The following is a 25,517-nucleotide window of genomic DNA, read 5'->3' as shown; positions in this document are numbered from 1 at the left end:
TCAATGTGGACAGGCCTTTGGTTGAGGTAGTTACCGAAAAGTCGTGCCCCTGCCTCTCGTCGCGCATGCTTGCTGGCAAATTGTTTCAGCTTTGACACACCTTGCGCGTGCAACTATACCCAATCCACTTCACGACACGGCGCAAGCCAGAGGTGGGCTATGGAACGCTTCCTCAACGGGCAAAGTCGTCGCAGTAGCCCATCGGCATCCTTACATTTGCCCCTCGCGCCTCACACCCTGGCTTTGGCGGTTGCCCTGGCCCTGGCGGCGCCTTCGGCTTGGGCGGCCTGCGAGGGCGGAGGCGACATTACTGTTCGCGCTGGTATTACCGGGCCTTGTAACCTTACCGGCCCGGGCACGCTGCGGGTTACGCAGCCGGGTTCGGTTGTGAGTACCGATGAGCCGGGCGTGGTGGTCTCGGGCGTGAATGGCGCGGTGTCGATTCTCAATGCCGGCAGCCTCGCCGGCACCCAGGGTGTGACCCTCGACGGTAGCCAGTTGAGCGGTAACCTCACCAATTACCGCACCGGCAGCATCCTCGGCAATATCCCTTCCACCGACGCGGTGATCATTGCCAACAGCCGGCTTAGCCAGGGGCTGGTGAACAACGGCAGCATCCAGGGCGGCATTTCCCAAGGGATGGGCGTGAACGTTCACGACAGCATCCTCGGCACGGTGCGTAACCGCGGCGATATCAGCGGCGCGTCCTATGGTATGAACATTCTCGAGAGCACGGTGAATGGCGACGTGCTGAACAGCGCAAGCATGGAGTCCCGTTACAGCGAAGGGCTGGCGATCAATGCCAGCAAGGTCAACGGCAACGTGGCCTCCACTGGTAGCTTGCGAGCCAACCACTTTGGCCTGGCAGTGACCTCCAGCACTGTGAGCGGTGACGTCCTCACGGCGGGTACTATTCATGCCGGCAGCCAAGGCGTGCGGGTTGCTTTCAGTACGCTGGGTGGAAACCTGATTACCCAAGGCACAATCACTTCCGACTACGGCGGCGTTGAAGCGACCGGCAGCAAGATCGCCGGCGATGTGATCAACCGCGCCTCGGTGAATGCCGTGGTGGGCATGGTGGTCAACGGCCAGGTGGCTGGAAACGTAGCCAATGCCGGCAACATCAACACCAGCAGCTATGGCATGGCGTTGTACAGCGCAAACATCCGTGGCCTGATGCAGAACTCCGGGTCCATCAACGTGGGCGGTGGCGTTATCCAGACCGTGGGCGGCCAGGCGGCCATGGGGGTATTCTTCGGCAGCCGGGTAGCCGGTGTTTATAACACCGGTACCATTACTACCGAGGGGCTGGCGGGTATCCAGGTCACGGACACTGGCAGCGTTACCCGCCAAGGCATTCGCAACCTGGGCGGCGACATTACTGCGCACGTGGGCATTGACCTGGCCGCCGCGCCGGTGGCCGGCGGGATCATCAATACCGGTAGCATCAACGCGACAGACAACTCCGGTGATGGCACGGGGGTGCGCATTACCGACAGCCAGGTGAGCGGTGGCCTCGCCAATGCGGGATCGATCAGCGGCTCCAACGCGGCGGTGGCCCTGGCAGGTAGTACGCTCACTGGCAGCTTGCGGAACACGGGCAGCCTGGAGGGTGTGGGCGCCGGCATTACGTTAGCCGATTCCACCCTTGATGGCAGCCTGCTCAACAGCGGCACCCTGCACGCTGACGGGGATGCGCTGCGAATCGAGCGTAGCCATATCATTGGCAGCCTGGTGAACAGCGGTGAGGTGTTCGGTACGAATACGGGGCTGGATTTAAACGTCCTGTCATTGGACGGGGATCTTTCCAACAGCGGCAATATCGGCGCCCACACTCGGGCGATGAGCCTGATCAACAGTACGGTGACAGGCGCTGTCAGCAACACAGGAACCCTGACGGCCCCGGCCGGTTTGATCATTGCCACCAGTAACATCCGAAGTTTTTCCAACCGAGGTTTGATCAATGGCGGCAGCGATGGCGTGGCAACCTTGATCAATTCCCGGGTGCACGGCAACTTCGTTAATGCCGGCACGATGCGCGGCGTCAGCGACACGCCATACACGCTGCTGGTGCAGGACTCGCAGATCGAAGGTGTGCTGGTTAACAGTGGCCGTATCGAAGGCCCCCGCGCCCTGACCGTGATCAACTCAGGGATTGCCCAAGGCCTGAACATCAGCGGCAGCCTGCTCGGCGACCCTTTGGGCGGCTATGCGCTGTATGTGGATGACGACACCGAGCTTGAAACCATCACGCTGAGCGGGCGAGACACCGCGCGCATTACCGGCCTGGTGCGCGCGCACAGCAGCAATGCAGAGGTGGCCAAGGGCAGCACCTTCACCCTGCAGGATGGCAACCGTTTCGAAGTGGTGAATTTCAATAACTTCGGCAACCTGGCCGTAGCGGCGCAAGGTACCGACCCGGCCGACCCTGACACACCGGCCCATGCCGGCGTGGCTACCATCAAGGGCAGCTACACCCAGAGCGCCGACGCCACTTTGACTACCCGGGTACAGGACGGCCAACACTACGGCCACCTGGTCGTACTGGGCACGGCCACGCTGCCATCCCAGGCGCGGGTGTACGTGGATGTCAGCAACCCCTCCCAACCCTTCAGCATCAGCCGGCTGGACAACGTGATCAGTGCCCGAAGCCTGGTCTCGGACGGTACCTACCAGGTCAGCAGTAATTCCCAGTTGTTCAATTTCACCGGGCAGAAGGACGGCAACACGGTCGATCTGGTGCTTGCCGCCAAGCCGGGCAGCAGTGCCCGCTCAGCCGTTGCGGCAAACGCTCAGGCCCAAGGTGCTGCGCGAGTGCTGGATGCTCAGTTCGCCGGGGGACAGCACAGCGCGCTTACACCTTACTTTGTCAGTGCTACCAGCGCGGCCGAGGTGGCTAACGCAGTAGCGCAAAGCCTGCCGCTGACGTCCACGCTGCCAGCCAGCCAGTTTATGCAGGAGCAGATCACCGAAAGCCTGCGCGACCGCATGGACATCAGCGGCAAGGCCCCGATGGGGCTGACAAGCCAGCCGGCCGGTGGCCTGTGGCTCAAGCCCTTCGGCGCGCGCCTGGCGTCGACCGAACGCGGCGCGGACGGCAGCAACCTCGCCAGCGTGGGAGGTACTTTGCTAGGCGCGGACGCGGCACTGTCGTCAGACACCCGCGTAGGCGTTGCCTTTGCGTATGGCAACAGTGGAGCCGACGCGGCGCTTGGCGGAACCGGCCAGCGCGCACAGACGGAGTTGTACCAGTTCAGTGCCTATGCCAGCCATCAGCTGGATACCGATACTGAGTTGAACCTGCATGCGGGCATGGGCCAGAGCACCAGTGATGGCCGCCGCACACTCGACTTTGGTGGCAGCCGTGGCCAAGCTAAAAGCCACTTCGACAGCCAGGCGATAACCACTGGGGTATCGCTTTCCCAGCGCTATGACCTGAGTGAAGCCACTCGACTTACGCCCAGCCTGTCAGCAGACTATCTGCGCATTCATGACGAGGCCTACCGCGAGCGCGGAGCTTCATCGCTGGCGCCGCTGTTGCTCGATGTAGCTGCGCGCAGCACGGATCAGCTATTGGTGGGATTCGACACCCGTCTGAGCCACGACCTGGCTGCGGACAGCCAGTTCAAAGCCCGCTTGGGCGTGGCCTATGACGTGCTCAACCAGCCTAATGAAGTAACCGCGAGCTACGCCGGCGCGCCTGGCCAGCGCTTCACCACGGCCGGCGAAGACCTTGGTGCGTGGGTGCTGCGTGGCGGCCTGGAATTCACCGCCCGCAGCAGCGGGGGTACAGCGCTGTCACTGTCCTGGAACGCCCAGACCCGTAGTGGCCTTGCCCAGCAGGTAGGCATGCTCCAGGTGAGCAAGGCGTTTTAACCCCGGGGGCAGGGCAATCGTGGAAGAAGGTGGCGGACTGTCGCAAGTTGGGTCTTTTGGCCGATAGCTTCCTCATCTCACTGTCTCGTTTTACAACCCAACCAAACCTGGATGCTTGCCCGAATTAGGCAGGCTTAGCTGCTTTTTTTCTACGAAGGCCTTCCACATTTGTCGTTAGACCTCGCCGTCACTTCCGCGAGCTCGTGGTCATGCTCACTTGGATTGGCAGCCCCTAACAATCGTTAGGTAGGTGGTTGACTTCAGGGGAAAGGAAGAATAGATTCAGCTTCACCTAACGGTCGTTAGGTAGATTTTTCTCTTCCTTCTGGAGTTGACCATGACCGCTAAATTGCATCTCTTCACATCTCCCTCGGCTTTCCCCAACCCTCAACGCCTGCGTCTGTTCATGCACGAAAAGGGGATAGCGGACCTGTTCGAAGAAACGATTTATGACATGGCGCCCGGAGGGCAACAGCGCGGGTGGCGTCATCTCAATATGAATCCATGGGGTGAAACGCCCACGCTGGAACTCGCAGGCGGAAGTTTCATTTCCGAAACGGCAGCTATCGTTCGCTATCTCGATCAGTCCTATCCGGGTCGCAAGATCATGGGCGAGACCGCCTTGGAGCAAGGGCTCGATAACATGTGGGATAACCGGGTCTGGGTACATATTCTTTATCGGATAGTGACGGCGTTTCACGTGTTGCACACCGGGTTGGGCTTCAAGCTTGAACTGACGAAGAATGAGGCGTGGGGCGAGCACTGCCGCAAGGAAGCGTTGGCCCATGCGGCGCTGGTCAATCGTCATCTGTCCGATGGCCGCGAATGGTTGCTGGGCGGCGATGCTCCAACCTTCTCGGACATCACCCTGGCAACCGCGATTGCATTCTCCAAGTTCCCGGTCAACGCCACCCCTCTGGATGAGCGTTTCGAGTTCATCGACGCCTATTGGAAGCGCTGGCAGAAACGCCCAAGCTTCCAGGCTGCCTATGCTGATCGGAGCAGCGGAATTCCGGAACTGGATTCGCCGTCTGAGTAACCTCGTGCTGCGTGAGTAGAGTCGCCGGGACCGCAATGCATGGCGTTCTCGGCGGAGCTATTCCCAGGTCGGTGAAAGATGCACAGGACGGCTACCTAACAAAAGGTAGGCTTTTGATCTAGCATGGTGATTTTCCGATAACCGACCAAAGAACAAAGGCAAAGCAATGACGATCAACGCCCGGGAAGCCATTCTGCTGGCGGCGAGAAATATCGCCCAGTCCCAAGGCTACAACGGCTTGAACTTCCGCGATCTGGCCACTGCGGTTGGAATCAAGCCTGCGAGTATTTATTACCACTTCCCGAGCAAGGCTGATCTTGGCGTTGCTGTCGCCAGGCGGTATTGGGAAGACGGCGCTGCGGCACTCGAAGTGATCTCGCAGGAAACGCCCGACGCTCTCGATGCCTTGGGTCGTTTCCCCGAGATATTCCGTCGCTCACTGGAGGCCGATAACCGTCTTTGTCTGGGCAGCTTTGTGGGCGCTGAAACCGACAATTTGCCGGCAGAGATGACTCAGGAGATTCAGGCGTTTGCGGAGGTGAATGTGGCTTGGTTGAGCAAGCTTCTGGTAGCCGCGAACGTATGCAAGCCAGAAGACAGTGAGAAGCGGGCCCGTGCGATCTTTTCGGCCGTGGCGGGTGCCCAGCTTATTGCCAGAAGCCGATCGGACATTTCGCTATATGACACACTGATAGACACCTATCGCGCATACGGACCACTGCCAGGATAAGGGCGGCTATCGACCCGAAGCGGCCCTTCGTCAACGGGGGAATTCAGCCAAAATGCAAACACCACATCGCCTTCTAACACACATCAAGCTTCGACAAACGTCTTGCTGTAGTCTTATGGGAAGCAATTTATCAAGGAACTATTAATGCACAGTCTGCTTATGCCAGTAGCTTTAGCGCTGTTGGTAGCCTTCGCTTATCCTGCTTTCGGCGACGAGGTATTGCAGGGTAAAGTCATCCAGAGCTCTGGGAATTCCGTCACTATCACGCTGGGCCTAAAAACAGGCAAAACGCCTGGACGCAATGCTGGTTATGTTGAGCTTGGAGATCCCTATGCCTGTACATTAAAACTTTTATTTGAAAAAACAATAGAAGGTCAGACTAGCTATGTCATCGGACGTGGCAATCGTGGTTTTTGCAAAAATCTAACCTCGGGCCGAGTAACCACTGTATTTGGTTATAACCAAATACATGTCGCGGTTTATGATAGCACCAGTACTGAGAGTTTGGCTGGCTGGGTGACCCCCGTTGCATCAGAACCTTGATAATGACGTTTCGATTATGGATAGCAACCCTTCGCACAGGCAAGCCTACGCTTCCTAGAAGGCCCAATCATAGCGATGATGCTAGACCTCAGCCATCCATTTTATCGGGGATTTACCTTTAATAATTCTTTGCAACCATTGCAAGCCACATGAGGCTGGGCGGCGCGATTCGGAAGGCCACTACCAACAGTTGAAAGCTTTGAGCAACTGAGAAAATTGGTAGATTGCAATATTTATGTCGTCTTGGGTGTCACCATCCCACTCCTCAACCTCGCGCAACTCACGTCTCAATGCAGCGATACGGTGCTCAATTTCTGCTATCTCTTCAGGCCCACACTGGAAGGCAATAGCCTCCCATCTGTCTTGGGGGGTTGATTCCGCGAAACTTATCCCTTCTCTTGCCTGCGCGATGAGAGTCGATAACCTACTCATAAAGGTTCCTTGGAATAATGGCCATATTGCGAAGACTCTCATCCTACAGGCTGCTTCGGGCCAATTTTTGCCTGTCGGAACCGTCCGCTTTGGGTCGGTAGCGGCCTGTCAGGGCGGTGGTAATTGCCCACAGCCCTTGGTGCCGGGACGCTCGGTTTACCATACGACCGTTCCCTGCACCGTAACCGTCCGGCGAAGTCATCTACCCTGCTCCGGTGATAAGGGTGATGTTCTCCACTTAAAAATACGTGGACACCATCACCCTAATCTTCAGGATTTCCATGCGCCAAAGAATCTCTTATCCCAAGCCCTTTAAAGCCCAGGTCGTCCAGGAGTGCCTGCAACCAGGTGTGTCGTTGGCCAGTGTAGCTCTGCGCCACGGCATAAATGCCAACCTGGTTCGTAAATGGATTCCTGCTTATCGAGATGATCAACCGACGACGCTGCCCGCTTTCGTTCCGATGAAGCTTGAGTCGGCACATCAGCCCGGTCAGCAAGGGGTTGCCAGCATCGAGATCCCTTTCGGCCAGCAAACACTTACCGTGAAATGGCCATCTTCAGACCCTGATGGATGCGCCCGACTTATCCGTGGGCTCGCGCAATGATCCGCATCGACTCCATCTGGCTGGCCACCGAGCCGATGGACATGCGGGCAGGCACAGACACCGCGTTGGCTCGGGTGATTGCGGTGTTCGGTGCGGCGCAGCCGCACGGTGCATACCTCTTTGCAAACCGCCGTGCCAATCGCATGAAAGTGCTGGTGCATGACGGTTTCGGGGTTTGGCTGGCTGCTCGCCGATTGAACCAGGGTAGGTTCAACTGGCCTGGTATTCGCCATGGTTCTGAAATGGAGCTGGATACCGAACAACTTCAGGCGCTGGTACTGGGGCTACCATGGCAACGAGCCGGCTCCAGTGCAGCAATCACACTGCTTTAACGGTAGCCATTAGCCTATCGGTTTATCGCCGTAAATTGTCTGCTCTGGCAAAATCGGCGCCATGATTTCGCTCCCCGGTCTCGATCACCTGCTCCCTGAAGAACTGCGCGCTTTGGCGGCGCTGTTGGTACAACGTGTCGAGACGCTCGACCAGGAGGTCGATACCCTGGGCAAAACGGTCGAAACAATGGGCAAGAAGATTAACCGCGATCAAACGGTGATCGAGAAGCTGACCCACGAGATCGCACAACTAAAGCGTTTGAAGTTTGCCAAGCGCAGCGAACGGATGAATCCTGAGCAGGCCAGCCTGCTTGATGACCTGATCGATACCGATATCGCAGCGATTGAAGCAGAGTTTCAAAGCTTGCGGACCGTGATAGTTGCGCCTGAGAAAAAGCAGAAGCCCAAACGAACTGCTTTACCGGCAGAATTTCCCCGCATCTTGATCCATCACGAACCCGACAACACTCACTGTCCATGCGGCTGCGCCCTCAAGCGCATTGGCGAGGACGTCAGCGAGAAGCTGGATTACACGCCCGGCGTGTTTACCGTCGAACGCCATGTGCGTGGCAAATGGGTCTGCAACGACTGCAAAACGCTGATTCAGGCACCGTACCGGCACAGGTTATTGATAAGGGCATCCCAACTGCTAGCCTGCTGGCCCACGTCATGATTGCCAAGTTCGCCGACCACCTGCCGCTTTACCGTCAGGAATCGATCTTCGGTCGAGCGGGCCTGGTGATTCCACGCTCAACCTTGGCTCAATGGGTGGGTGTATCCGGCGTGCAGTTGCAGCCTCTGGTCGATGCACTGCGCGATGTGGTGCTGGGGCAGCAGGTCGTCCACGCGGATGAAACACCCGTGCAAATGCTCGCGCCGGGCACGAAGAAAACCCACCGCTCCTATGTATGGGCCTATGCCACCAGCCAGTTCTCGGACGTGGCAGCAGTGGTTTATGACTTCAGTCCCAGTCGCGCCGGAGAGCATGCTCGCAACTTCTTGCAAGACTGGAGGGGCAAGCTGGTCTGCGATGATTTTGGCGGCTATAAGGCCAGCTTCGAACTTGGCGTAACCGAGATCGGCTGCATGGCCCATGCCCGACGCAAATTCTTCGAACTGCACGCGACCAACAAGAGCCAGCTCGCCGAGCAAGCCTTGCAGTACATCCAGCTGCTGTACGAAATCGAGAGCGAAGTCCGCGATCTGAAACCGGATTTGCGGCGCCGAATACGGCAGGAAAAAGCCGCGCCGGTGATGGATAAGCTACATGCCTGGATGATCGCCCAGTGCGATCTCGTGCCCGAAGGTTCGGCCATCAGCAGAGCGCTGGATTACAGCCTCAAACGCTGGGCAGCGCTGTCGCGCTACCTCGATGACGGGGCCGTACCCATAGACAACAATTGGGCAGAGAACTAGATCCGGCCATGGGCTCTTGAACGTAAGAACTGGCTTTTCGCTGGATCACTACGCAGTGGAAAACGTGCGGCGGCGATCATGAGCTTGATCCAATCTGCACGGCTAAATGGGCACGATCCGTATGTCTACTTGAAGGACGTTCTCACGCGTCTACCGACGCAGCGGGCAAGTGAAATTTCCGAGTTGCTGCCGCATAAATGGCAACCCGTTTAGCTACTCAAGACAGGATGCCAGGACGGACACTCTTGGAATCATAATCGGCAACTTCAAAACCCGGCAGCCAATTGCGATCATGGTCTGTCAAAATCTCATTGTGAACCCCATAACGGGCCCACGCTGAGTAACGTCGTATCTGAATCTGTTACCAGTAAAGTCGCCAGTTTCATACTCCTGTGACAGGAGCCGGTAGCCGATACGAACTACAGTTGGATGACTCAACAGGTAGGTTCGGTAACCAAGGTAAGCTTGGGCACTGAAAGTTTTCTTTGATGCCGTATCCATCCCACCAACCTCCGCCTGACCAAGCAGCGTCCATTGGTCGTTTAGGTCTCCCGTAAACCGTACACCTACCAATGGATCGAGCCAATCCGCTCCTTTGGTCTCCTGAATGCCCAACTGATCAATCTCAACTTTAGCCTTAAGCTTCGTCCAGCGTAGCCCTAGTGATGGTTCAATCGCGAAAACACGCGGCTCTCCGAAAACATTCAAGCCTCCAAGATTTTTCTCATAGATGCGGTAAAACGCTCCGACCGCCAAGGACGTCTGGGTAATTGCGATGTCGGTTTTTCCGGCATTTAACACATGGCTTTCGCTGGTCTGCGCATGAACACCATCGACGTAAAACCCTAGCTTTCGATTGGTGACTTCCACGTTCCCCATAAAAACCGAATCCAAATGATCAAGAATTTCAGAGAACGACTTATCGACATCACCTTTGACGCCGCCGACAGTGACGTTGCCCTTCATAGAGGCTGCCCATACATAAGGACTAGCCAAGATCAGCCATTCATCCGCTGAAGCAGTGGGGCATATCGACAAAAAACACGTCGTCAAAATCATTGCTGGTATTGGCGAGCTGACGAATTGACTCATGTTTGACCACCCCCTAGATCTTTTGCCGTTGTGACGCTGGAGTTCAAGCTTGAGATTATCTGAGCCCTGGTTTTTATCAGCGTAGGACTGATCAAACCGTGGAAAAAACCCCGATGCCTCACTACGCTCATCGAGTCTAGGAAGGGGTGCTGAAATGATCAAATACACAGCCCTATGCAATCGATGCGTCTGGGTGGCCATCGTTACGTTTTCACTGTCCATTTCCCAATCATTCGCTGACCCACTGCCCAAACCTCTTCTGGAAAAGGTCAATACCTTGATTGACGAGGACACACCTCGCCTTGTGTCGATTTTTAAGGATTTGCACCAGCACCCGGAAATCGCTTTTACGGAAACCCGCACGGCAGGCATCGTGGCCAAGGAACTGGAAGCTCTTGGTTTTACCGTTACAACGGGTATTGGTAAAACGGGGGTCGTGGGCGTGTTACAAAACGGTTCTGGCCCGACCGTCTGGTTCCGGGCGGATATGGATGCGAATGGCGTGAAGGAGGAAACAGGATTGCCTTATGCGGCCATCGGTAAGCAGCGTCTTGATGACGGGAGCGAAATTGACGTAATGCACGCCTGCGGTCACGACGCGCACGTCACTTGGCTATTAGGCTTAGCCAAAGCAATGGTTGCCTTGAAGCCAGACTGGTCGGGCACTCTGGTGGTTTACGCACAGCCTGCCGAAGAGGTAGGACTAGGGGCTCAGGCAATGGTAAAGGATGGGCTTTGGAGTCGTGGTTTTCCTAAACCAGACTTTGCGTTTAGCAGCCATACCGCTCCAGGCCCTGTAGGCTATGTATCAAGCACTTCTGGGGTTCGAATGGCTGGTGTTGATCAGTTGGATGTTACGTTCACCGGGTTAGGTGGTCATGGGTCTACGCCGCAACTCACCATTGACCCGGTCGTAATGGCGGCTCAAGCAGTGTTGAGCTACCAGACAATCATCAGCAGAAATGTTGATCCTCAGGCAGCAGCGGTCATTACGGTTGGGTCGATTGAAGCCGGCAGAGATAACAATGTCATTCCTCAAACCGCGATCCTGAAGCTCAACCTTCGCTGGTTGAAGCAATCTGATCGAGAGCTAATGCTCAAGCGCATCGATGAGGTAAGTCGTGGGGTCGCAGTCGCTGCGGGTGTTCGGGCGGAACACATGCCCACTAGAGTTATGAAAGGAGGCTCAGGCCCTTTGGTGAATGACCAGGAGTTGGTAGCCCGGGTCAATCCATCCCTCAAGGCACTACTGGGTGAAGACAAAGTAGTCGATAACTTCCCCACCGTCATGGGTTCGGAAGATTTCCAGGACGCATTCAAGCCGCTCCAAACTCCCTATGCATACCTGCTAATAGGAGTGGCACCTGTGGATGCTTTCGTTGCTGCACAAAAAGCAGGAAAGGCGTTTCCGTACTCCAATCATAATCCAGATTTTTTCGTTGATCTAAATGCGATTCCAATCGGGGCCAAGGTTGATACGACTATGGTGCTAACTGCCTTGGTTAGGTGAGTTCGCCGGCCGGTTACCCTGCACCTTGTTAGACCTCCTCCTTACGTCCACCGTCAGGCCAAGGCGGGCCAAGGCCCAGCCAACCATCCACTCTTTGAAACCTTTGCTTCAACCGAAAGGCCGGCCTTACAGGCGCGCGGCCAGCTAGCGAGCGCCGTTGCACGGCTTGCGCAACCCCCACAAAAGTTTAAAGCGCATGCGGGACATGTCGCGCCGCGCTCAGGCCCCGTGCATACCTTCCATTTCCACCGCTCCGATCAGGGTTTGCGCGGGGTGGGCGAATACGAAGTTGCCGGAGCCCAACAGGCCGACGAGGTCGCCAAGGGCGGTAATCTCGAAGCGGTGCCCATCTGCGTCGACGTCCAGTGACTTGATGTAGGAGCGGCCGGTGTCGTTGCTGAAGGTGATTTTTACCGTGCCGTCGGTGCCGTCACCGAAGCCAGTGAACCCCAGTGCCGACAGGTCCAGTACATCCTTGGCAGGCAGAAAGTCGGTAATTACGTCATTGGCGCCTCTGTAGCTATCGGCCACGTGGGTGAAGCGGAAGGTATCCGCCCCGCTGCCGCCCGTAAGCTCGTCCCGGCCCGTGCCGCCGTCCAGTACGTCGTTGCCACCGCCGCCCTCGATGGCGTCGTTACCGCCTTTGCCAACAATCACATCAGGTTCACTGAACCCCACCAGCCAGTTGTTCGTGTCGGTACCAACGATCTGTTGCGGCACGCCTTGCACGTGGGCGGACGGCGCGAAGTAAAAGGCGTTGGGTAGGTCGCTGTGTTCTGCGGAATCCAGTTCCGGGCCTTCAATACGCAGGGCGAAACGGCTGCCGTCGGCCTCGGCGTGCAGGGATTGCAGCAGGTACCCGCCGTTTGCCTCGGCGGTGAGCTTGAGCGTGCCGTTATGGCCGTCGCCCAGGGCGGTATAGCCCAGCGCCGTGAGATCGATGCGGTCCATGCGGCCAATGCTGTCGTGGCCGGGGTCATCGTAGGGGCCGAAGTCGCGAATGGTGTCCACTTCCGACACCCCGGTGCGGTCGTTGACGAAGCTGTCACTGACCTGCTGATAAATGAAATGGTCCGCTCCGGCGTTACCAATCAAAACGTCCGCCCCCGCCCCTCCGTAGAGGCGGTCATCGCCACTGCCGCCGACGAGCCGGTCATTGCCGCCCTCGCCACGCAGCACAAGGTCTGCGGTGCGGGCGGAATCGTTCAAGGTATCCGTGCCCGCAGTCCCTTGGTCCGAGGCGGTGAATTCGTGGCTGCCCAACAAGCCGCGGTAGTCGCCTGCCAACGCCACCTGGAAGCTCTGGCTCGGCCCGGACGTTTCCAGGCTGCGCAGGTAGGTCAGGTTGCTGTCGGCGTTATAGCTTAGCGCGACCGTGCCGTTGAGGCCGTTCCCGATGCCGTATAGGCCGAGCGCGGTAAGGTCGAGCCGGTCTGATTGGGGCAGCAGGTCGGTGATTACATCGAACGTCTGGGCGGAGCCGCTGCGGTGGCTGTCGCTGGCCTTTTCGAACACGAACGTATCTCGCCCGGCACCCCCGGTAAGGGTGTCGCCCCCCGCGCCGCCGTCCAGGCGGTCACCGCGCGCACCGCCGCTGAGGGTGTCGTTGCCGCCCAGGCCGAACAGCGCCATCGCGCCCGTAGCGCCGCCAAGCGTGTCGTCTGCTTTAGTGCCATAGAGCCGGTTGGGCGCGGTGGAGTTGTAGGCGGTCGTTCCTACGCCGCTCCCAGCGCTGTCGAAACCGCTGAAGGTGTTGTCGTGGATCGTGTGAAATTCGTGTGCGGCGTTTCCGGTTTCGGATATTCCGACCGTTGCGTTGCTGCCTCCGGTCAATGAGTTGCCTGAGATGTGCAGCCTGTTATCGGCGGCATGCGGCTTGCCAGCGGCATCGACGTAGTCTGTTACCTGAATTTCTCCAGCATTCGCGCCCTGAACACCGGCCTGGAGGTTGTTGGCCAGTACGTTATTCTGGATATAGGCGCCCGCTGTACCCTCCAGCAGGATGCCCGCGCCGCCATTGTCGTGAATGGCTACCCCGATGAAGTCGGGGATAAGCAGCCGATCCACTATCCCGGCACCGCCATTGCCAGCCACTACCCCATACTCCAGGGAGCCTTGCGCCGAACGCAGTGCATCGGGGATTTTCTCTAGCACAATGCCGTTGCCGGTGTTGTTCAGGACGTTGTTGTTGTAAAGGTCGGCACCCGCAATATGCAGGTCGAAGCCATCCCCGCCGTTTTGCGCGGCGGTGTTGTCGTTAAACGCCGGGCCGCCGGTGTGATCAAAGGGCGTACTGATCAAGCGGGTCGCGAAACCGTCTCCGCCGTTGCCGAGCGCCACGCTGTCCTGAACGTTCAGCCCGAGGGTCTGGCCGCTGACCAACAGGCCATCGCCGCTGCACTGATAGAAGATCACGCCGCTGACGGCCAGGTCACCGGTATGGGCTTCAAGGTCCGCTTCGTTACCGCCCACCAGGCCATGTACGGTGCCGCTGGTTCTGCTTGAGTTGCCGTCGATGGTCAGGTTCTGGACGCTGGCGCCGAGGGTGTCGTTAGAGGCTGAAGTGCGGACGATGCCATCGATGTCGTCGGCGGAGCCGTTCGCCAGGCGCAGCGCGGTGAACGACTGGCCCGCCCCGGCGAGGGTCACATGGCTCCTGAGGGTCAGGCAGGCGCCGTCGACGTTGGCCCCGCTGACGATGTAGGTGCCCTTCGGCAGGTACACCTCGCCGCCGCCGGCCTCGGCCGCCGCGTTGATCGCGCGCTGGATAGCGTGGGTGTCGTTGGTGGTGGCGTCGCCCTTGGCGCCATAGTCGAGCACATTGAAAATCGTGGCCATGACCGTATACCTGCAGAGCCGCAAAGGGCCATTGAAGGCCCGGCCTCGACCGCCGGGCATTGCCTGCAAGCAGCGTGCGCCTGGCGGCGCTGGGTTTTTCGCCTGGAAGGCGGTGGGCTAACTCTAGAAGAGTTGAGGGGTGGTAGAGGGATACTGGACAAGCGGGGCCGTGGACCGAGGACCGTGGGCCGCCTGGCCCGGAGGTAATCTTCTATCCCGCGGATCTGGTTCGCAGGGCCCGACGGTCGATTATGCCCACTGTAAACGGCAGGGGATGGTGGCTACAAACTCGGTGCCTTGCGCATCGTCCGACGTGACCTCAAGCATTCCATGGTGACCCACGCAGATCTCGTTCGAGATGTAGAGGCCCAGGCCCAGCCCGTCTTCCCGATGGCCCACTTCGGGACGCTTGAACGGCTGAAACAGCGAGGGGAGTACATCGGCGGGAATCGCCGCGCCGGTATTGTGCACTGACAGCATGAGGTTCTGGCCGACGGTGTTGACGCGCACCTGAATTGGGGTGCCTTTTGCCCCATGCGTGATGGCATTCCCGACCAGGTTGGAGAGCAATTGCCCTAATCGATTGGGATCGCAATAGAGCCCGGTAGGAATATCCAACGTTTCCAGAATCTGCGCGTGCGGGTGCACCACCCGCAGCTCCATGAGCACGGCTTCGAACTGTTCCTGCAGATCGTCCGTCAGCAGCGGTTTGACGGGAATTCCTCCGCCCAATTTGCCACGGGCGAAATCGAGTACATCCTCGATCAGGCTGCTCATGCGCAGAGCGCTTTGGCGGATGGCCCGGACCATTTTTATACTGCGGGGCTCCGCAACCCTCGTTTCCAGCAGCTCGGCACTCAGCCGTACCGCACTTAACGGGGTTCTCAGGTCATGACCCAGCACGGCCACGAATTGCTCGCGTAATACCCCGGCTTCGGTCGCGTCCGTCAGTGCCTGCTCGGACGTGAGTAATCCCTTGTGCAGATCAAGGTTCATCGCGATCAGCTGTGCATAGAGCCCCATGGTCTTCTGCACGGTGGCTTCGTCGAAGCTGGCGGGCAGTGGGTCAATCGCGCACAGCGTGCCGAAGAAACCCCCATCGGCCGTGATGATAGGGATCGAGACGTAGCTCTCCAAGCCATACAGCCTAGGCGTGTGGTGCTGCGAGAAGACCGGGTGACTGCTCGCATGGGTGAAGATGACCGGCCTGCGGTTCTGCCGGATCTCATGGCAGATGGTAGTTTCCAGCTCGAGTTGGCTGCCGGGTATCAAGCCGAAATCAATCGAGTCATCAACCGCACACGTCACCCAGTGCTTGTCCGTCACCCGGGCGACGGCTGCGAACCGCATCCCGGTTGCCTGCTTGACCATTTCCAGGATCAAGGGTACCGAATCGATCCGCTGAACGGCAGCGATGGCGCCGGAAAAATCCGGCGCGTCGGGCTTTGCGCTAGGGGAGGAGTCAGTCACAGGGCTTTGATCGCTATCCAAAGGCGTATAAGGGACGGGACGCCACCTTAACAGTCAGGACAGGAGGCCTGTAGACGCAGCGGAGCTCAGGTTAAGCTGCGCTGTATCGCACTGTCCAGTTGAGCGATTGAAAACGGCTTCTTGATGATTGTCAGGTGCTGAAAGCCGGGCTCTAGCGCCGCGGCGCCGTACCCGCTGGCAAACATGATAGGAATCGATCGGTCAAGGAGTGCCCTTGCCACGGGAAATGACAATTCCCCGTTGAGGTTGATATCCAGGATGGCCAGATCACATTGGATGTCTTCAGCGGTTAACAGCCCGGCCGCCAGGCTCTGGCTGATGCTCACCACCTCGTGCCCCAGATCGCTCACCATGTCCTCTACCAGCATCGCCAGTAGCATTTCGTCTTCCACAATGTAAATACGCGCCACGCTATCATTCCGACCTTAGCGGTGCCCGAACGGTACATTCGAGCCCTTTGTTCTCAAAGCGCAGACTGGCCTCGCCGTCGAGCTCGGCCGCCAACCCGCGCTGAATGAGACGAGAGCCGAAGCCCATCCGTTCAGGCGGGGTAACCGGCGGTCCTCCCACTTCTTTCCAGGTCAGTTCCATCCACTCTTCACGCGCGGCGGGATAGACCCGCCACGCGATGTCCACGACACCACTGGCCACGGACAAGGCGCCGTATTTGATGGCGTTCGTGGTCAGCTCATGAGTGGCCATGGCAATGGCAAGCGCCTGCTTGGGGTCAAGCTTGAGGGCGCTACCACGGAGCCGTACTCGGTCATTGGTATCCGGAAATTGGGCTCGGATTGCCTGGTGAAGAACGTCCTGTAACGACGCGCCTTCCCATTTCTCGGTATTGAGCAGGTCATGGGCTTCTGCCAGGGCGACCAGACGGCCTGTAAACGCTTCCCGCACCTCTGAAGGGACGTCCGCGCCGCGCAGGGTCTGATAGGCCAAGGACTGGACGATCGCCAGCGTGTTCTTGACGCGGTGATTGAGTTCATTGATCAGCAGTTGTTGATGATGCTGGGCTGTCTCCCGGTCGGCCAGTGCCTGGCGCAGCGCCGCCCTGTCGTCGTGCTCCTGTCGAAGGGCCAACAGCTCATCATGAAGGCGAATGCCCATGCTGCAGCGGTCGGCATCCGAGGTGCTGAGAAGGATCCGGGAAAGCTGTTCATGGTTGTTGAGCAGTATGACCATGTCGGTTTCGAAGGCCAGGTTCGGATGCGTCAGAGTCCAGTAATGGGCCGTTCGGATAAAGGCGAGGAACGCCGTGAGGATTTCGAACTGGGTGTTGCCCAAGGCGTTGCGCAACGCTTCTGCCGCGCGGGCTGATTTGGCCGGTTGCGCGAAGAGGACACTTGCGGCGGCAAACACGTCTCGCTCTGCCTGGGTTTCCATGGCCGGGATGTCCTGGGCCTCCCACGTGGCAAGGCGGGCATAGACCGCGTCCAATTCTGCGTCAGTCAGCACGGCTGGCTGCCTGAGTAACGTCAGGGCCTGCTCAACCGTGTTGGGCACCGCCTCTGGGTCACCGGAGGGATTGCCATGGCCGATCAAAAAGCCCAAGTGCCTGACGATGCAATAACGCACCTCGCAAAAGCGCGAGACGTGCACGAACAGGCGTTCCTTGAATACCGAGGGAAGCGGGTTGTCCAGGTAGCCGGATTTTGCGAAAGCCCACAGCTCCTGGATCAAACCCGGCGCGGCCTGGGCCGTTTGAAAGAAGTTGGGCACCAGGCCAAAACGGCTGGCGACCTCGGCTTCGAAAAGCGATTTATCCGCTTGGCTCGCGGGCCGCGTCGAAGTGATGCCAGTCATGTTGTGCCTCTGAAAAATGCTCTAGGCCCGAGCACGGCGCGAGCCCCGTTGGACCAGCAGTGGGCAATTTACCCTGCTGTCAGGCCCCCATCAATGACGGTGAAGGCGAGGGCAAGCGCATGAGCATTGCCTCCAACACGTCAACCGTGCGAAGGCTGCAATGAAGACGGAACGCGTTTTAGCGCCTGAGAGACATGTGTGAGGGTAGCCGCTACGGGTGCAAACACGGCCATCTCAGGCCCCTTCAGGCGGATGTTATCCGGGGTGCACTCAGGCTGAGTCAGCAGGCGCGAAGGCCTTGGCCGCGGCAACAGTGTCCAGGGACTCGCGAAGCAACTGAATCTTGCCGTCCTTCGCCACCAGGCGACCCGCATACATCTGCCGATAGATACGGCCAGTCTCAGGCACCAACGCCTCGACGCTGTATTCGGCGAACGCTTGGTCGGGGGTATCGATCAGGAACCGCACGCTACGAAATTTGAAGTTAGGCACTTTAGCCAACAGGGAGCCAATGAAGGATTCGATGGCATCGTTACCTTGAACCCGGTGGGTGATGCCCAAGGATTCAAGATAAGGAAGCTCCAACACGCCATCCTCGGCAAAGAGCGAAGCGGCAGTGCCTGGGGACTGGATGGCGTCCAGGTACATTTGAAAGAGTTCTACGGCGTTTTTCATGAGGGATTGCTCCGAAGCTGATGAGGGTTGGCACGGTGTCCCGTGACTGCCAACCCAAATTAAAAGATTCGGTAACCAATCAAAACAGCAATTATGGAAATGCATCCTTTCAGTTCTGTGGTGCCTTATATTTCGTCATGGCCAGCGCCATCTGGGGTCCGATAGGTGTTTGGCGAAGAAGTCCGATAGCGCCTTGATCTTCACCGGTCTCGTGCGCGCTGATGGGGTCACGAAATACAGGCCGCCGCGCATCATGTGCCATTCAGGTAATAAGGCGACCAGCCGGCCATCCGCCAGGTATTCGCTGGCAATGAACTCGGGGAGTTCGGCAATGGCCAAGCCGTCCAGCAGGGCAGGCAACAGGGCGTCAGAGTTGGTTACCCGCAGCGGGCCGTTGGGCACTACGTCTTCCTCGGCGCCGTCGTCATGGGTAAAGCGCCACACCTGGCTGCGGGACCGATACGCATAGCTGAGGCACCTGCGGGCCGCCAGTTCACGGGGATGGGTGAGGCGCCCGTGCTCCTCTAGGTACCCAGGCGAGGCAACCAGGTACTGAGTTACTGCACATATGCGCCGAGCGACCAGGGACGAGTCAGGCAACACTGCGATCCGCAAGGCCGCGTCAAAGCCCTCTGCAATAAGGTCGACCGAGGCATCGGACAAATGCAGGTCAATCGACAACTCGGGGTATTGGCGCATCAGCTGCGGCATCAGCGGCGCGACCCAGCGCAAACCGAAGGACATCGGTACCGCCAGGCGTACCTGTCCGCGGGGCTGCACCGACAACTCCTGGGCTTCACTCTCTACTTCTTCGGCCTGCCGGTAAATCTCCCCTGCCTTGGCGGCCATGCTCGCGCCAAACTCCGTCAGCGCCAGTTGCCTGGAGGTGCGGTTGAACAGCCGACCGCCCAAGCGTTCTTCGAGCCGTGCGACAGCCCGAGACACCGTGGGCACTGAGACCCCCATCACCCTGGAAGCCGCCGCGAATGACCCCTCTTCTGCCACTTTGGCAAACATCGCCAACCCTTCGAAATCTGGAAGTCTGCTCATTTCATTTCTGCAATGATGGTTTGCAGGCAATTCTATTTTGAAAAATACTCGCGGTCGATAAGCTTCTCCCACACCGCAACTCAACCATACGCAACACTTCAAAACCTGGGAGAAACATCATGGCTAACAAACTCGAAGGCAAAGTAGCACTGGTCACCGGCGGCACCACTGGCATCGGCCTGGCTACCGCCAAACGCTTCGCCGCAGAAGGCGCCCACGTGTACATCACCGGCCGCCGCCAGGCCGAACTCGACGCAGCCGTGGAAGCGGTCGGCAATGCCACCGGGGTTCGGGTTGACTCGACCAAGCTTGATCAGCTGGACGCCTTGTATAGCCAGATCGGCGCTGCGCATGGCCGCATCGACGTGCTTTTCGCCAACGCCGGTGGCGGTTCGATGGTGCCGCTGGGCGAAATCAGCGAACAGCACTACGACGACACCTTCGACCGTAACGTCAAAGGCGTGCTGTTCACCGTCCAGAAAGCCCTGCCATTGCTGGCCCAGAAGGCTTCGGTAATCCTCACCGGCTCCACCGCTGGCAGTGCCGGTACCGCGGCCTTCAGCGTGTACGCCGCTTCGAAAGCCGCCGTGCGCTCCTTCGCTCGTAACTGGATTCTGGACCTGAAGGACCGCCAGGTGCGGATCAACACCATCAGCCCCGGCGCCACTCGCACCCCCGGCCTGGTCGACCTGGCTGGCCCTGATGCCGCCCAGCAACAAGGATTGCTGGACTACCTGGCTTCGCTCATCCCCATGGGCCGCGTCGGCGAAGCCGAAGAAATTGCCAGCGCCGCACTGTTCCTGGCCTCGGACGACGCCAGCTTCGTCAACGGCATCGAGCTGTTTGTCGACGGCGGGCAGCAGCAGGTTTGAGCGCATATGTGGGCGGCGCCCGAGCCGCCCACCTACCGGTTCAAGGGAGATAGCGAATGAACACCATCAAGCTGGCCATACTCGCGTTAAGCGTTGGAGTGGCCCTATCGGCACAGGCTGCAACCAGCCCGGCACAGAGCAACCCTGCCATGAATAACGACGCACCTTCACTTCAGGTTTCTACGATCGACCACGTCGGCATGAACGTTCCCGACATCGACACAGCGATACGTTTTTTCGCTGACCTGATGGGTGCACAGGTGATCTCGGACATGAGCCCAGGCAGCATCCCCGATCAGTGGAAGGCGCAATTTCGCTGGCACACATCAAGCAACCTGCAACGCTTCGTCATGCTGCAAATGGCCGGTGGGGCGAAGCTGGAGTTGTTCCAGTACCAAGGTACTCAGATTAACCGAGTACAGCCCCATGGGGACGATGCAGGAGCAAGCCACGTAGCCCTGAAAACTGATGATATCGACCGCAGCCTTGCGCTTCTGAAAGGCAAGAATGTCACCGTCCTCAATGAGCCCATTACCAACCCTGACGGCGTGCGTTGGTTCTACTTCCAAACACCATGGGGCGCGCAGATTGAGCTGGTGTCGCTGCCTGGCTCAAGCCACGCCTGAGTCCAATCAACGCTCGGACCTGCCCAATGAAAAATATTATTTATGCAGCGGCGTGGCTGATTTTCGGGCTTGCCGCTTCCAACTCTCAAGCGCAGGACATTAAAGAAATGGACACTGACACCCAATCCGTCGCCGCAGTACAAGCGTTGATTGACCAACACTTTGTAATCTGGGCCGACCGTCAGAGTGATCGAGTTACCAAGTTCGCCGCGACTTACACAACGGACATCACAGTCGCAGACTATGCTGCCATTGCAACGGGATACTCTGCCGTAAATCAGGTTATCGATCGAGTTGAGGCTCAGCATGAGGGGTTCACATTCTCGCCTGAGCCTGTGGAGTGGAACCACGGCTTCGGTCGGGTTCGTTGGGGGTTTGGCCCTCAAGAAAATCCCAACCAGATTCGCGGTGAAGACATCTTCACAGTGCGGGACGGCAAGCTGTCCACCCTCCATATATTCCTGGACAAAAAATAATTGTAGGGTGCGGTGGTCGTTAAAGTGACAGCTGCATTTTATTAGGGGTGCAGTGGGTGAGCGCTCGCCGTTTGCTGCGAGTTGGGCCAACCGCGACCTGTTCAACTTCACCGCCCTGCGCGCCGAAGAGAGTGCCACCCATAACTGTTCTCGGCGAAGATTGAGATAGGGGATATGCTGGTCCGGCGGTCACTTGGAAGGGCGGCTTGGCAGTCAATGCTGCCACCTGCTGCGGCCCTCATATCAAAGAATATCACTGCCGATCTTGGAGTCCGCTCTGCCCAAGTCGGTCCGGATAATGACGATTGATGGGATATACCACGTGCTACCGAGATGTCGCGGCATGCTACCGGCATTAGCGGTGTAAAGACTCTAATGGGTGTCTGCTTCGAGTTGGAAGCGAACTGATACCATCGGCCATCCCATCTGCGTCGCTCCACTTACGACTCCGCTGATTAAGTTTTCGCCAGTCATCGCACCTAATTACAAACCGCTGTTCCCGTGCTATTTGGCGCCGAACTGCGGCAGCGTGCTGGAGGGGAAATAGCCCATATTCTGTTGCGTTTTTATGCGCTTGGCATCAGTTAATTTTCCTTGAATTCACTATAAGCGGCAGGCCAATATTTTTGCGGACGCTCTGTGCGAGATTTGGGTTTTCGGCACTTCCGGTATTCTGTATAGCTAATCGGTTTGGCGTACGGCTCAATCCTACAACGTATATTAGTTTGCTGAGTTTTGATGAGCGTCCAAAGTGGTGGAGCTGCAGATTAAATTCGTGATAATGGGAGGTAATCACGAATTTTGTCTCTATACGATATTTTTCATATCACTTGCAGTAGAGATATAATCGTCTTGAATTTCCCCTATTCGTGCCGTTTTGGCCCGTTTGCGGCTCAAAACAGCGGTTTGGCCCTGCAAAACCGGGCTGCTGAAAAAGTCATTCCATCCGTTCTCCTGGAGCACTGTCGTGAATACACCTTCTGCCACGCGCAGCGGCCTGCCGAAAACCCGTGATCTGGTGCGGCATTACGCCGGGCAGCTGCTCGAGGCCGGGGCCGAGGTGTCGGTGACCGCCATCCGCGCGCGGATTCTCGAGGAGCACGGGGTCAGCGCTTCACCGAACGTGGTGGGGGACGAGGTGAAGCAGTTCTGGGCGCGCACCGGGCCGCTGCTGAATGCGCGGTTGAAGCGGCCGGGCATACCTGAAGCGGTGGGCCAGGCGCTGGATGCGGTGTGGGAGGTAGCGCTGAACGAAGCGACGCAGGCCTACGCGATCGAGCGCTCGCATCACCAGGAACAGGCCGAGCGGGCGCAGCGCGAGGCCGCGGAAGCGCGGGTGGAAGCGGAGCAGGCCGCGGGGCGCTTTGCGGACCAGGCACGGCAGATCGCGCTGCTCAGCGAGCAGGTCCAGCGGCTTAATGGACAGCTGGACCGCACACAGTCAGAGAACGAGGCCTTGAAGCACGAGCTGGGCGAGCTGACGGCGCAGCATCAATCGCAGGACCAGCGCCACCGCGACGAGCTGGCCAGAATCGACGCCGCGCACGCGGCCGAGCAGGAGCGTCTGGCGGCCATCCATGCCGCGGAGCTGGCCCGGCTGCAGGCGGTGCACCAGGAGGAAAACGCCGCGCTGCGCGCCGAGGTCAGCCGCCAGGCGGATATTTTTGAGGGCACGGCTAATCACCTGATGCAGGAGACCAGCAGGGTGCGCGATGCCGCCAGGCTGGAGACCGAACGGCTGACCCGTGAACTGGCGCAGAGTCGCGACCTAGTTGACCGTCTGCGGGTGCAGCGCTCGGACGCCAAGGAAGAAAGCGCCGGGCTGCGTGCCCAGGTGGACAGCTTGGCCGCGCAGCTGCAGCCGCTGCAGAAAGCCCACGAGCGACTCGAGGCCCGCTATGAGGCGCTATTGCAAGCAAAAGCGGAAGGGCAGGGTGAGAGAGGGGGATTGGGTATGAAGCTGGATACCGAAGAAATAGGGAAGCAGCCCGCTGAAGCACCGTTCAACCGATCCTGAAGCAGGTGGTCTATGATCCGCCGCTGCCTGTGCGCCGGCGTTACGTCACGCTGAAGAGTTAACACATTGAGACAGCCATGAACGACCTGACTGAAGAAGAAATGCGCCGCGCCCTGTTTGGCGCCGCGGAGGCGCCAGCGCCAACGCATGTACACATCCCAGACCCTATGGACGCCATCCCGGACGTGATCATCGTGCCGCCGGCCGCCGCGGCCAAGAAACGGAAGGTTGAGAAGGCGTTTACGCCCAGGCTCAAGGTTACGCTCAGGGTTGGTAATGTCTTTGAAGGCGAAACCGAGGAGCTGGTGCATAAGGCCGACACGCTGAGCACCCTGCTGGCAGAGCAGGAGGCGGTGAAGGCGGCGCGGAAGAAATTTCGGTATGTGGAGGTGGTTTCAGTTAAGCCTATGTAGCTCCTTCTCTCTAACAGCGAATAAGCTCATACAGAGGCTGATCGGCAATGGTACGCATGGCCTTTGACCAGTATGGCTGTCAGTTTCCGGTTCGAATCAAGTCATGATGATAGGCTGGAATAGACTTAAGCGGCCGGTAGATCCCACGGCTGCCAGAGAAATAGTCTAAAAGCTTTCGGCACTCCCAAGGTGGTGCTTGAGTGGGTAACCTAAGCACCCTCCCATCTGTCTGGTGCCGATATGAGCATCAATCTACTCACCGAATCCATGCTTGGCCACTGGCGCACTTCCTCGGGTGTTTGCCAATGCGAATTTCAGTTCGGCGGTCTGCTGATATACGTCCAGCACCACGATAACGAGTCCCCTCACGAAAGGATCGGTGCCGCGAAACGGATGATCGAAGCCGCATGGGCTGACCTGCCCATGCGCTCAAATTCGCCGAACAGCACTGTAAAGCACATGTGTCGGGACTGATGTGGCTCCGCGAAACCCATAAGCCGAGGGAGTCGGGGATGTACTTGAAAAGTAATTCGCCAGCGAACTAGCCAGCCACCACGGCGACTATCGTGCCGTGATAGCTACCGATACCTCGGTGGCCTGATGTAGCATTGTTAACCTCTTAATGATTACGGCGTATATATGTTATCCCCCCGCGCATCCTTGACCCTGACCCTGCTGCAAGCGCGGGAATCCGCCATGCGGTTTTTCCGACCTGCCTTGAACGCTCACGGCCTGACGGAGCAGCAATGGCGCGTGATACGCATCCTCAGCCAGCAGGGTGAGCTCGAGGTTTACCAGCTAGCCGAGCTGGCCTGCATTCTCAAGCCCAGTATGACCGGCGTGCTGATGCGGATGGAGGCCCAAGGCTTGGTGCGGCGGCGTAAGTCTGCTGAGGACCAGCGCCGGGTTTTGATCAGCCTGGCGCCGGATGGCGAAGCGGCATTCGCTGCGATGGCCGCCAGCATGGAAGAGAACTACCGGCGCATCCAGGAGCAGTTCGGCAAGGAAAAGTTGGACATATTGATCAGCCTGCTCGAAGACCTCAAGCGTATTCAGGGCTAGCCAGATCGGCCTCGAGCATTGCAATAGGGCGTGCCAGGATCATGTATGCAGCATTCTCCGCCATGGCGATTACAGGAGCGCTGCTATTCCCCCTAGTAATGTGTGGAAGGATCGAAGCATCGACCACGCGTAATGATTGATGCCATGCATGCGCAGTTGCAGGTCCACCACTGCCGAGGTGCTGTCGCTGCCCATGCGGCAGCTGCCGACGGAGTGATAGACCATTTTGTAGGTACCCCGGACGAAGGCTTCGAGTGCCTCATGGTCTTCTTCCAAGGCAGTAGCCTTGTTCGGTAACGAACCAGGAGAAAATATCTCCTCTATCCATTAGGCCAAGGCCGGCGCTTGGAGCAGCCGTAGACCAGCGCGCACCGCACGGACCTAGATTGCCACGTCTGGAGGGTGATGCAACAGATTGGCAATAATTTTCAGGGGCGCGGCAGGATCGACGCTGCGCAGCCTCACTTGGCCACAAGATTTAGGTTGCAGGTGTCCTACCTTGAGGGTCAAGCCATGGGTACGCCCTTGCCCACGCGTCCGGTCATCCCAGGTGTCGAGGGCCAGCAAAGAGTGCGCCTGGGCATCTGGTCGTCCGCCCCTCGCGGGCGCGGAAGGT

The 25,517-nt window shown here is 58.4% G+C and carries 23 protein-coding genes and 1 pseudogene; 16 read left to right on the top strand and 8 right to left on the bottom strand.

Annotated elements, in window-relative coordinates:
* Nucleotides 1-216 precede the first annotated feature (216 nt).
* From AC3Z8Y_RS16055 to AC3Z8Y_RS16015, 9 genes are all read left to right on the top strand, one after another.
* Nucleotides 217-3,876 carry an autotransporter domain-containing protein gene (locus AC3Z8Y_RS16055; RefSeq protein WP_490086675.1) on the top strand — a complete coding sequence of 1,220 codons (3,660 nt, stop codon included), beginning with the start codon at nt 217-219 and terminating at the stop codon, nt 3,874-3,876.
* 337 nt (nt 3,877-4,213) lie between these two features.
* Nucleotides 4,214-4,915, top strand: coding sequence for a glutathione S-transferase family protein (locus AC3Z8Y_RS16050; RefSeq protein WP_490086674.1), 702 nt, complete (start codon nt 4,214-4,216; stop codon nt 4,913-4,915).
* A 166-nt stretch (nt 4,916-5,081) separates the two neighbouring features.
* A complete protein-coding gene (locus AC3Z8Y_RS16045; RefSeq protein WP_490086673.1) occupies nt 5,082-5,645 on the top strand; it encodes a TetR/AcrR family transcriptional regulator in 564 nt (187 codons plus the stop codon).
* Between the two features lie 144 nt (nt 5,646-5,789).
* Entirely contained in the window at nt 5,790-6,188 is a 399-nt protein-coding gene (locus AC3Z8Y_RS16040) for a hypothetical protein (RefSeq protein ID WP_490086672.1), read from the top strand.
* 680 nt (nt 6,189-6,868) lie between these two features.
* Nucleotides 6,869-7,225 (top strand): IS66-like element accessory protein TnpA, encoded by a 357-nt coding sequence (gene tnpA, locus AC3Z8Y_RS16035; RefSeq protein WP_490086671.1) that lies wholly within the window; start codon nt 6,869-6,871, stop codon nt 7,223-7,225.
* Nucleotides 7,222-7,557 (top strand): IS66 family insertion sequence element accessory protein TnpB, encoded by a 336-nt coding sequence (tnpB, locus tag AC3Z8Y_RS16030; protein WP_490086670.1) that lies wholly within the window; start codon nt 7,222-7,224, stop codon nt 7,555-7,557. The genes tnpA and tnpB overlap by 4 nt, the downstream gene beginning before the upstream one ends.
* A gap of 187 nt (nt 7,558-7,744) precedes the next feature.
* Complete coding sequence (locus tag AC3Z8Y_RS16025) at nt 7,745-8,230, top strand: IS66 family transposase zinc-finger binding domain-containing protein (protein ID WP_490090017.1); 486 nt, start codon at nt 7,745-7,747, stop codon at nt 8,228-8,230.
* Nucleotides 8,131-8,973 (top strand): IS66 family transposase, encoded by an 843-nt coding sequence (tnpC, locus tag AC3Z8Y_RS16020; RefSeq protein ID WP_490086669.1) that lies wholly within the window; start codon nt 8,131-8,133, stop codon nt 8,971-8,973. Before AC3Z8Y_RS16025 ends, tnpC begins: the two co-directional genes overlap by 100 nt.
* Nucleotides 8,974-9,051: 78 nt before the next feature.
* Nucleotides 9,052-9,186, top strand: coding sequence for a transposase domain-containing protein (locus AC3Z8Y_RS16015; RefSeq protein ID WP_490086668.1), 135 nt, complete (start codon nt 9,052-9,054; stop codon nt 9,184-9,186).
* Between the two features lie 87 nt (nt 9,187-9,273).
* On the opposite strand, the gene AC3Z8Y_RS16010 is transcribed toward AC3Z8Y_RS16015, so the two are convergent.
* Nucleotides 9,274-10,065, bottom strand: a complete 792-nt coding sequence (locus AC3Z8Y_RS16010; protein ID WP_490086667.1) for a hypothetical protein — start codon at nt 10,063-10,065, stop codon at nt 9,274-9,276.
* A 154-nt stretch (nt 10,066-10,219) separates the two neighbouring features.
* Here AC3Z8Y_RS16010 and AC3Z8Y_RS16005 point away from each other — a divergent pair, with 154 nt between their 5' ends.
* Nucleotides 10,220-11,575: an amidohydrolase gene (locus tag AC3Z8Y_RS16005; protein WP_490086666.1), complete on the top strand. Its 1,356-nt coding sequence runs from the start codon at nt 10,220-10,222 to the stop codon at nt 11,573-11,575.
* 219 nt (nt 11,576-11,794) lie between these two features.
* Here the strand turns inward: AC3Z8Y_RS16005 and AC3Z8Y_RS16000 are convergent, their stop codons facing one another.
* The 6 genes from AC3Z8Y_RS16000 to AC3Z8Y_RS15975 form a co-directional block, all read right to left on the bottom strand.
* A complete protein-coding gene (locus AC3Z8Y_RS16000; protein WP_490086665.1) occupies nt 11,795-14,413 on the bottom strand; it encodes a calcium-binding protein in 2,619 nt (872 codons plus the stop codon).
* Between the two features lie 249 nt (nt 14,414-14,662).
* Entirely contained in the window at nt 14,663-15,883 is a 1,221-nt protein-coding gene (locus AC3Z8Y_RS15995) for a GAF domain-containing sensor histidine kinase (RefSeq protein ID WP_490086664.1), read from the bottom strand.
* 86 nt (nt 15,884-15,969) lie between these two features.
* The gene (locus AC3Z8Y_RS15990; RefSeq protein ID WP_490086663.1) at nt 15,970-16,314 is read right to left on the bottom strand and encodes a response regulator; all 345 of its coding nucleotides are present in this window, start codon (nt 16,312-16,314) and stop codon (nt 15,970-15,972) included.
* A 4-nt stretch (nt 16,315-16,318) separates the two neighbouring features.
* Entirely contained in the window at nt 16,319-17,710 is a 1,392-nt protein-coding gene (locus AC3Z8Y_RS15985) for a sensor histidine kinase (protein ID WP_490086662.1), read from the bottom strand.
* 270 nt (nt 17,711-17,980) lie between these two features.
* Nucleotides 17,981-18,385 (bottom strand): nuclear transport factor 2 family protein, encoded by a 405-nt coding sequence (locus AC3Z8Y_RS15980; RefSeq protein WP_490086661.1) that lies wholly within the window; start codon nt 18,383-18,385, stop codon nt 17,981-17,983.
* Between the two features lie 135 nt (nt 18,386-18,520).
* A complete protein-coding gene (locus tag AC3Z8Y_RS15975) occupies nt 18,521-19,435 on the bottom strand; it encodes a LysR family transcriptional regulator (protein WP_490086660.1) in 915 nt (304 codons plus the stop codon).
* A gap of 119 nt (nt 19,436-19,554) precedes the next feature.
* On the opposite strand from AC3Z8Y_RS15975, the gene AC3Z8Y_RS15970 reads away from it, so the two are divergent.
* The 6 genes from AC3Z8Y_RS15970 to hpaR all read left to right on the top strand — a co-directional run bounded on the left by AC3Z8Y_RS15970 (nt 19,555) and on the right by hpaR (nt 24,901).
* Nucleotides 19,555-20,307 carry an SDR family NAD(P)-dependent oxidoreductase gene (locus AC3Z8Y_RS15970; RefSeq protein ID WP_490086659.1) on the top strand — a complete coding sequence of 251 codons (753 nt, stop codon included), beginning with the start codon at nt 19,555-19,557 and terminating at the stop codon, nt 20,305-20,307.
* A gap of 56 nt (nt 20,308-20,363) precedes the next feature.
* The gene (locus AC3Z8Y_RS15965) at nt 20,364-20,933 is read left to right on the top strand and encodes a VOC family protein (protein WP_490086658.1); all 570 of its coding nucleotides are present in this window, start codon (nt 20,364-20,366) and stop codon (nt 20,931-20,933) included.
* A 26-nt stretch (nt 20,934-20,959) separates the two neighbouring features.
* Nucleotides 20,960-21,409: a hypothetical protein gene (locus AC3Z8Y_RS15960; RefSeq protein WP_490086657.1), complete on the top strand. Its 450-nt coding sequence runs from the start codon at nt 20,960-20,962 to the stop codon at nt 21,407-21,409.
* A 967-nt stretch (nt 21,410-22,376) separates the two neighbouring features.
* Nucleotides 22,377-23,426, top strand: a complete 1,050-nt coding sequence (locus tag AC3Z8Y_RS15955) for a DNA-binding protein (protein WP_490086656.1) — start codon at nt 22,377-22,379, stop codon at nt 23,424-23,426.
* Between the two features lie 77 nt (nt 23,427-23,503).
* On the top strand, nt 23,504-23,839 hold the full coding sequence (locus AC3Z8Y_RS15950; RefSeq protein ID WP_490086655.1) for a hypothetical protein: 336 nt from the start codon (nt 23,504-23,506) through the stop codon (nt 23,837-23,839).
* A gap of 639 nt (nt 23,840-24,478) precedes the next feature.
* Nucleotides 24,479-24,901, top strand: coding sequence for a homoprotocatechuate degradation operon regulator HpaR (gene hpaR, locus AC3Z8Y_RS15945; protein WP_490086654.1), 423 nt, complete (start codon nt 24,479-24,481; stop codon nt 24,899-24,901).
* On the opposite strand, the pseudogene AC3Z8Y_RS15940 reads toward hpaR, so the two are convergent.
* Nucleotides 24,882-25,177, bottom strand: a pseudogene (locus AC3Z8Y_RS15940) (GMC oxidoreductase). The gene hpaR and the pseudogene AC3Z8Y_RS15940 overlap by 20 nt on opposite strands.
* Between the last annotated feature and the right edge of the window lie 340 nt (nt 25,178-25,517).

It is taken from the genome of Pseudomonas sp. 3MAES_34.3B (genome assembly GCF_058145875.1).
The sequence above is the reverse complement of the archived record's forward strand: the minus strand, read 5'-3'. Positions and strand labels throughout refer to the sequence as shown.

What these genes read in the sequence shown, in the direction of transcription:
- AC3Z8Y_RS16050 (WP_490086674.1), top strand. Translation starts at nt 4,214, where the DNA reads ATGACCGCTAAATTGCATCTCTTCACATCTCCCTCGGCTTTCCCCAAC.
- AC3Z8Y_RS16045 (WP_490086673.1), top strand. Translation starts at nt 5,082, where the DNA reads ATGACGATCAACGCCCGGGAAGCCATTCTGCTGGCGGCGAGAAATATC.
- AC3Z8Y_RS16040 (WP_490086672.1), top strand. Translation starts at nt 5,790, where the DNA reads ATGCACAGTCTGCTTATGCCAGTAGCTTTAGCGCTGTTGGTAGCCTTC.
- tnpB (WP_490086670.1), top strand. Translation starts at nt 7,222, where the DNA reads ATGATCCGCATCGACTCCATCTGGCTGGCCACCGAGCCGATGGACATG.
- AC3Z8Y_RS16025 (WP_490090017.1), top strand. Translation starts at nt 7,745, where the DNA reads ATGGGCAAGAAGATTAACCGCGATCAAACGGTGATCGAGAAGCTGACC.
- tnpC (WP_490086669.1), top strand. Translation starts at nt 8,131, where the DNA reads ATGGGTCTGCAACGACTGCAAAACGCTGATTCAGGCACCGTACCGGCA.
- AC3Z8Y_RS16015 (WP_490086668.1), top strand. Translation starts at nt 9,052, where the DNA reads ATGAGCTTGATCCAATCTGCACGGCTAAATGGGCACGATCCGTATGTC.
- AC3Z8Y_RS16010 (WP_490086667.1), bottom strand. Translation starts at nt 10,065, where the DNA reads ATGAGTCAATTCGTCAGCTCGCCAATACCAGCAATGATTTTGACGACG.
- AC3Z8Y_RS16005 (WP_490086666.1), top strand. Translation starts at nt 10,220, where the DNA reads ATGATCAAATACACAGCCCTATGCAATCGATGCGTCTGGGTGGCCATC.
- AC3Z8Y_RS16000 (WP_490086665.1), bottom strand. Translation starts at nt 14,413, where the DNA reads ATGGCCACGATTTTCAATGTGCTCGACTATGGCGCCAAGGGCGACGCC.
- AC3Z8Y_RS15985 (WP_490086662.1), bottom strand. Translation starts at nt 17,710, where the DNA reads ATGACTGGCATCACTTCGACGCGGCCCGCGAGCCAAGCGGATAAATCG.
- AC3Z8Y_RS15980 (WP_490086661.1), bottom strand. Translation starts at nt 18,385, where the DNA reads ATGAAAAACGCCGTAGAACTCTTTCAAATGTACCTGGACGCCATCCAG.
- AC3Z8Y_RS15975 (WP_490086660.1), bottom strand. Translation starts at nt 19,435, where the DNA reads ATGAGCAGACTTCCAGATTTCGAAGGGTTGGCGATGTTTGCCAAAGTG.
- AC3Z8Y_RS15970 (WP_490086659.1), top strand. Translation starts at nt 19,555, where the DNA reads ATGGCTAACAAACTCGAAGGCAAAGTAGCACTGGTCACCGGCGGCACC.
- AC3Z8Y_RS15965 (WP_490086658.1), top strand. Translation starts at nt 20,364, where the DNA reads ATGAACACCATCAAGCTGGCCATACTCGCGTTAAGCGTTGGAGTGGCC.
- AC3Z8Y_RS15960 (WP_490086657.1), top strand. Translation starts at nt 20,960, where the DNA reads ATGAAAAATATTATTTATGCAGCGGCGTGGCTGATTTTCGGGCTTGCC.
- AC3Z8Y_RS15950 (WP_490086655.1), top strand. Translation starts at nt 23,504, where the DNA reads ATGAACGACCTGACTGAAGAAGAAATGCGCCGCGCCCTGTTTGGCGCC.
- hpaR (WP_490086654.1), top strand. Translation starts at nt 24,479, where the DNA reads ATGTTATCCCCCCGCGCATCCTTGACCCTGACCCTGCTGCAAGCGCGG.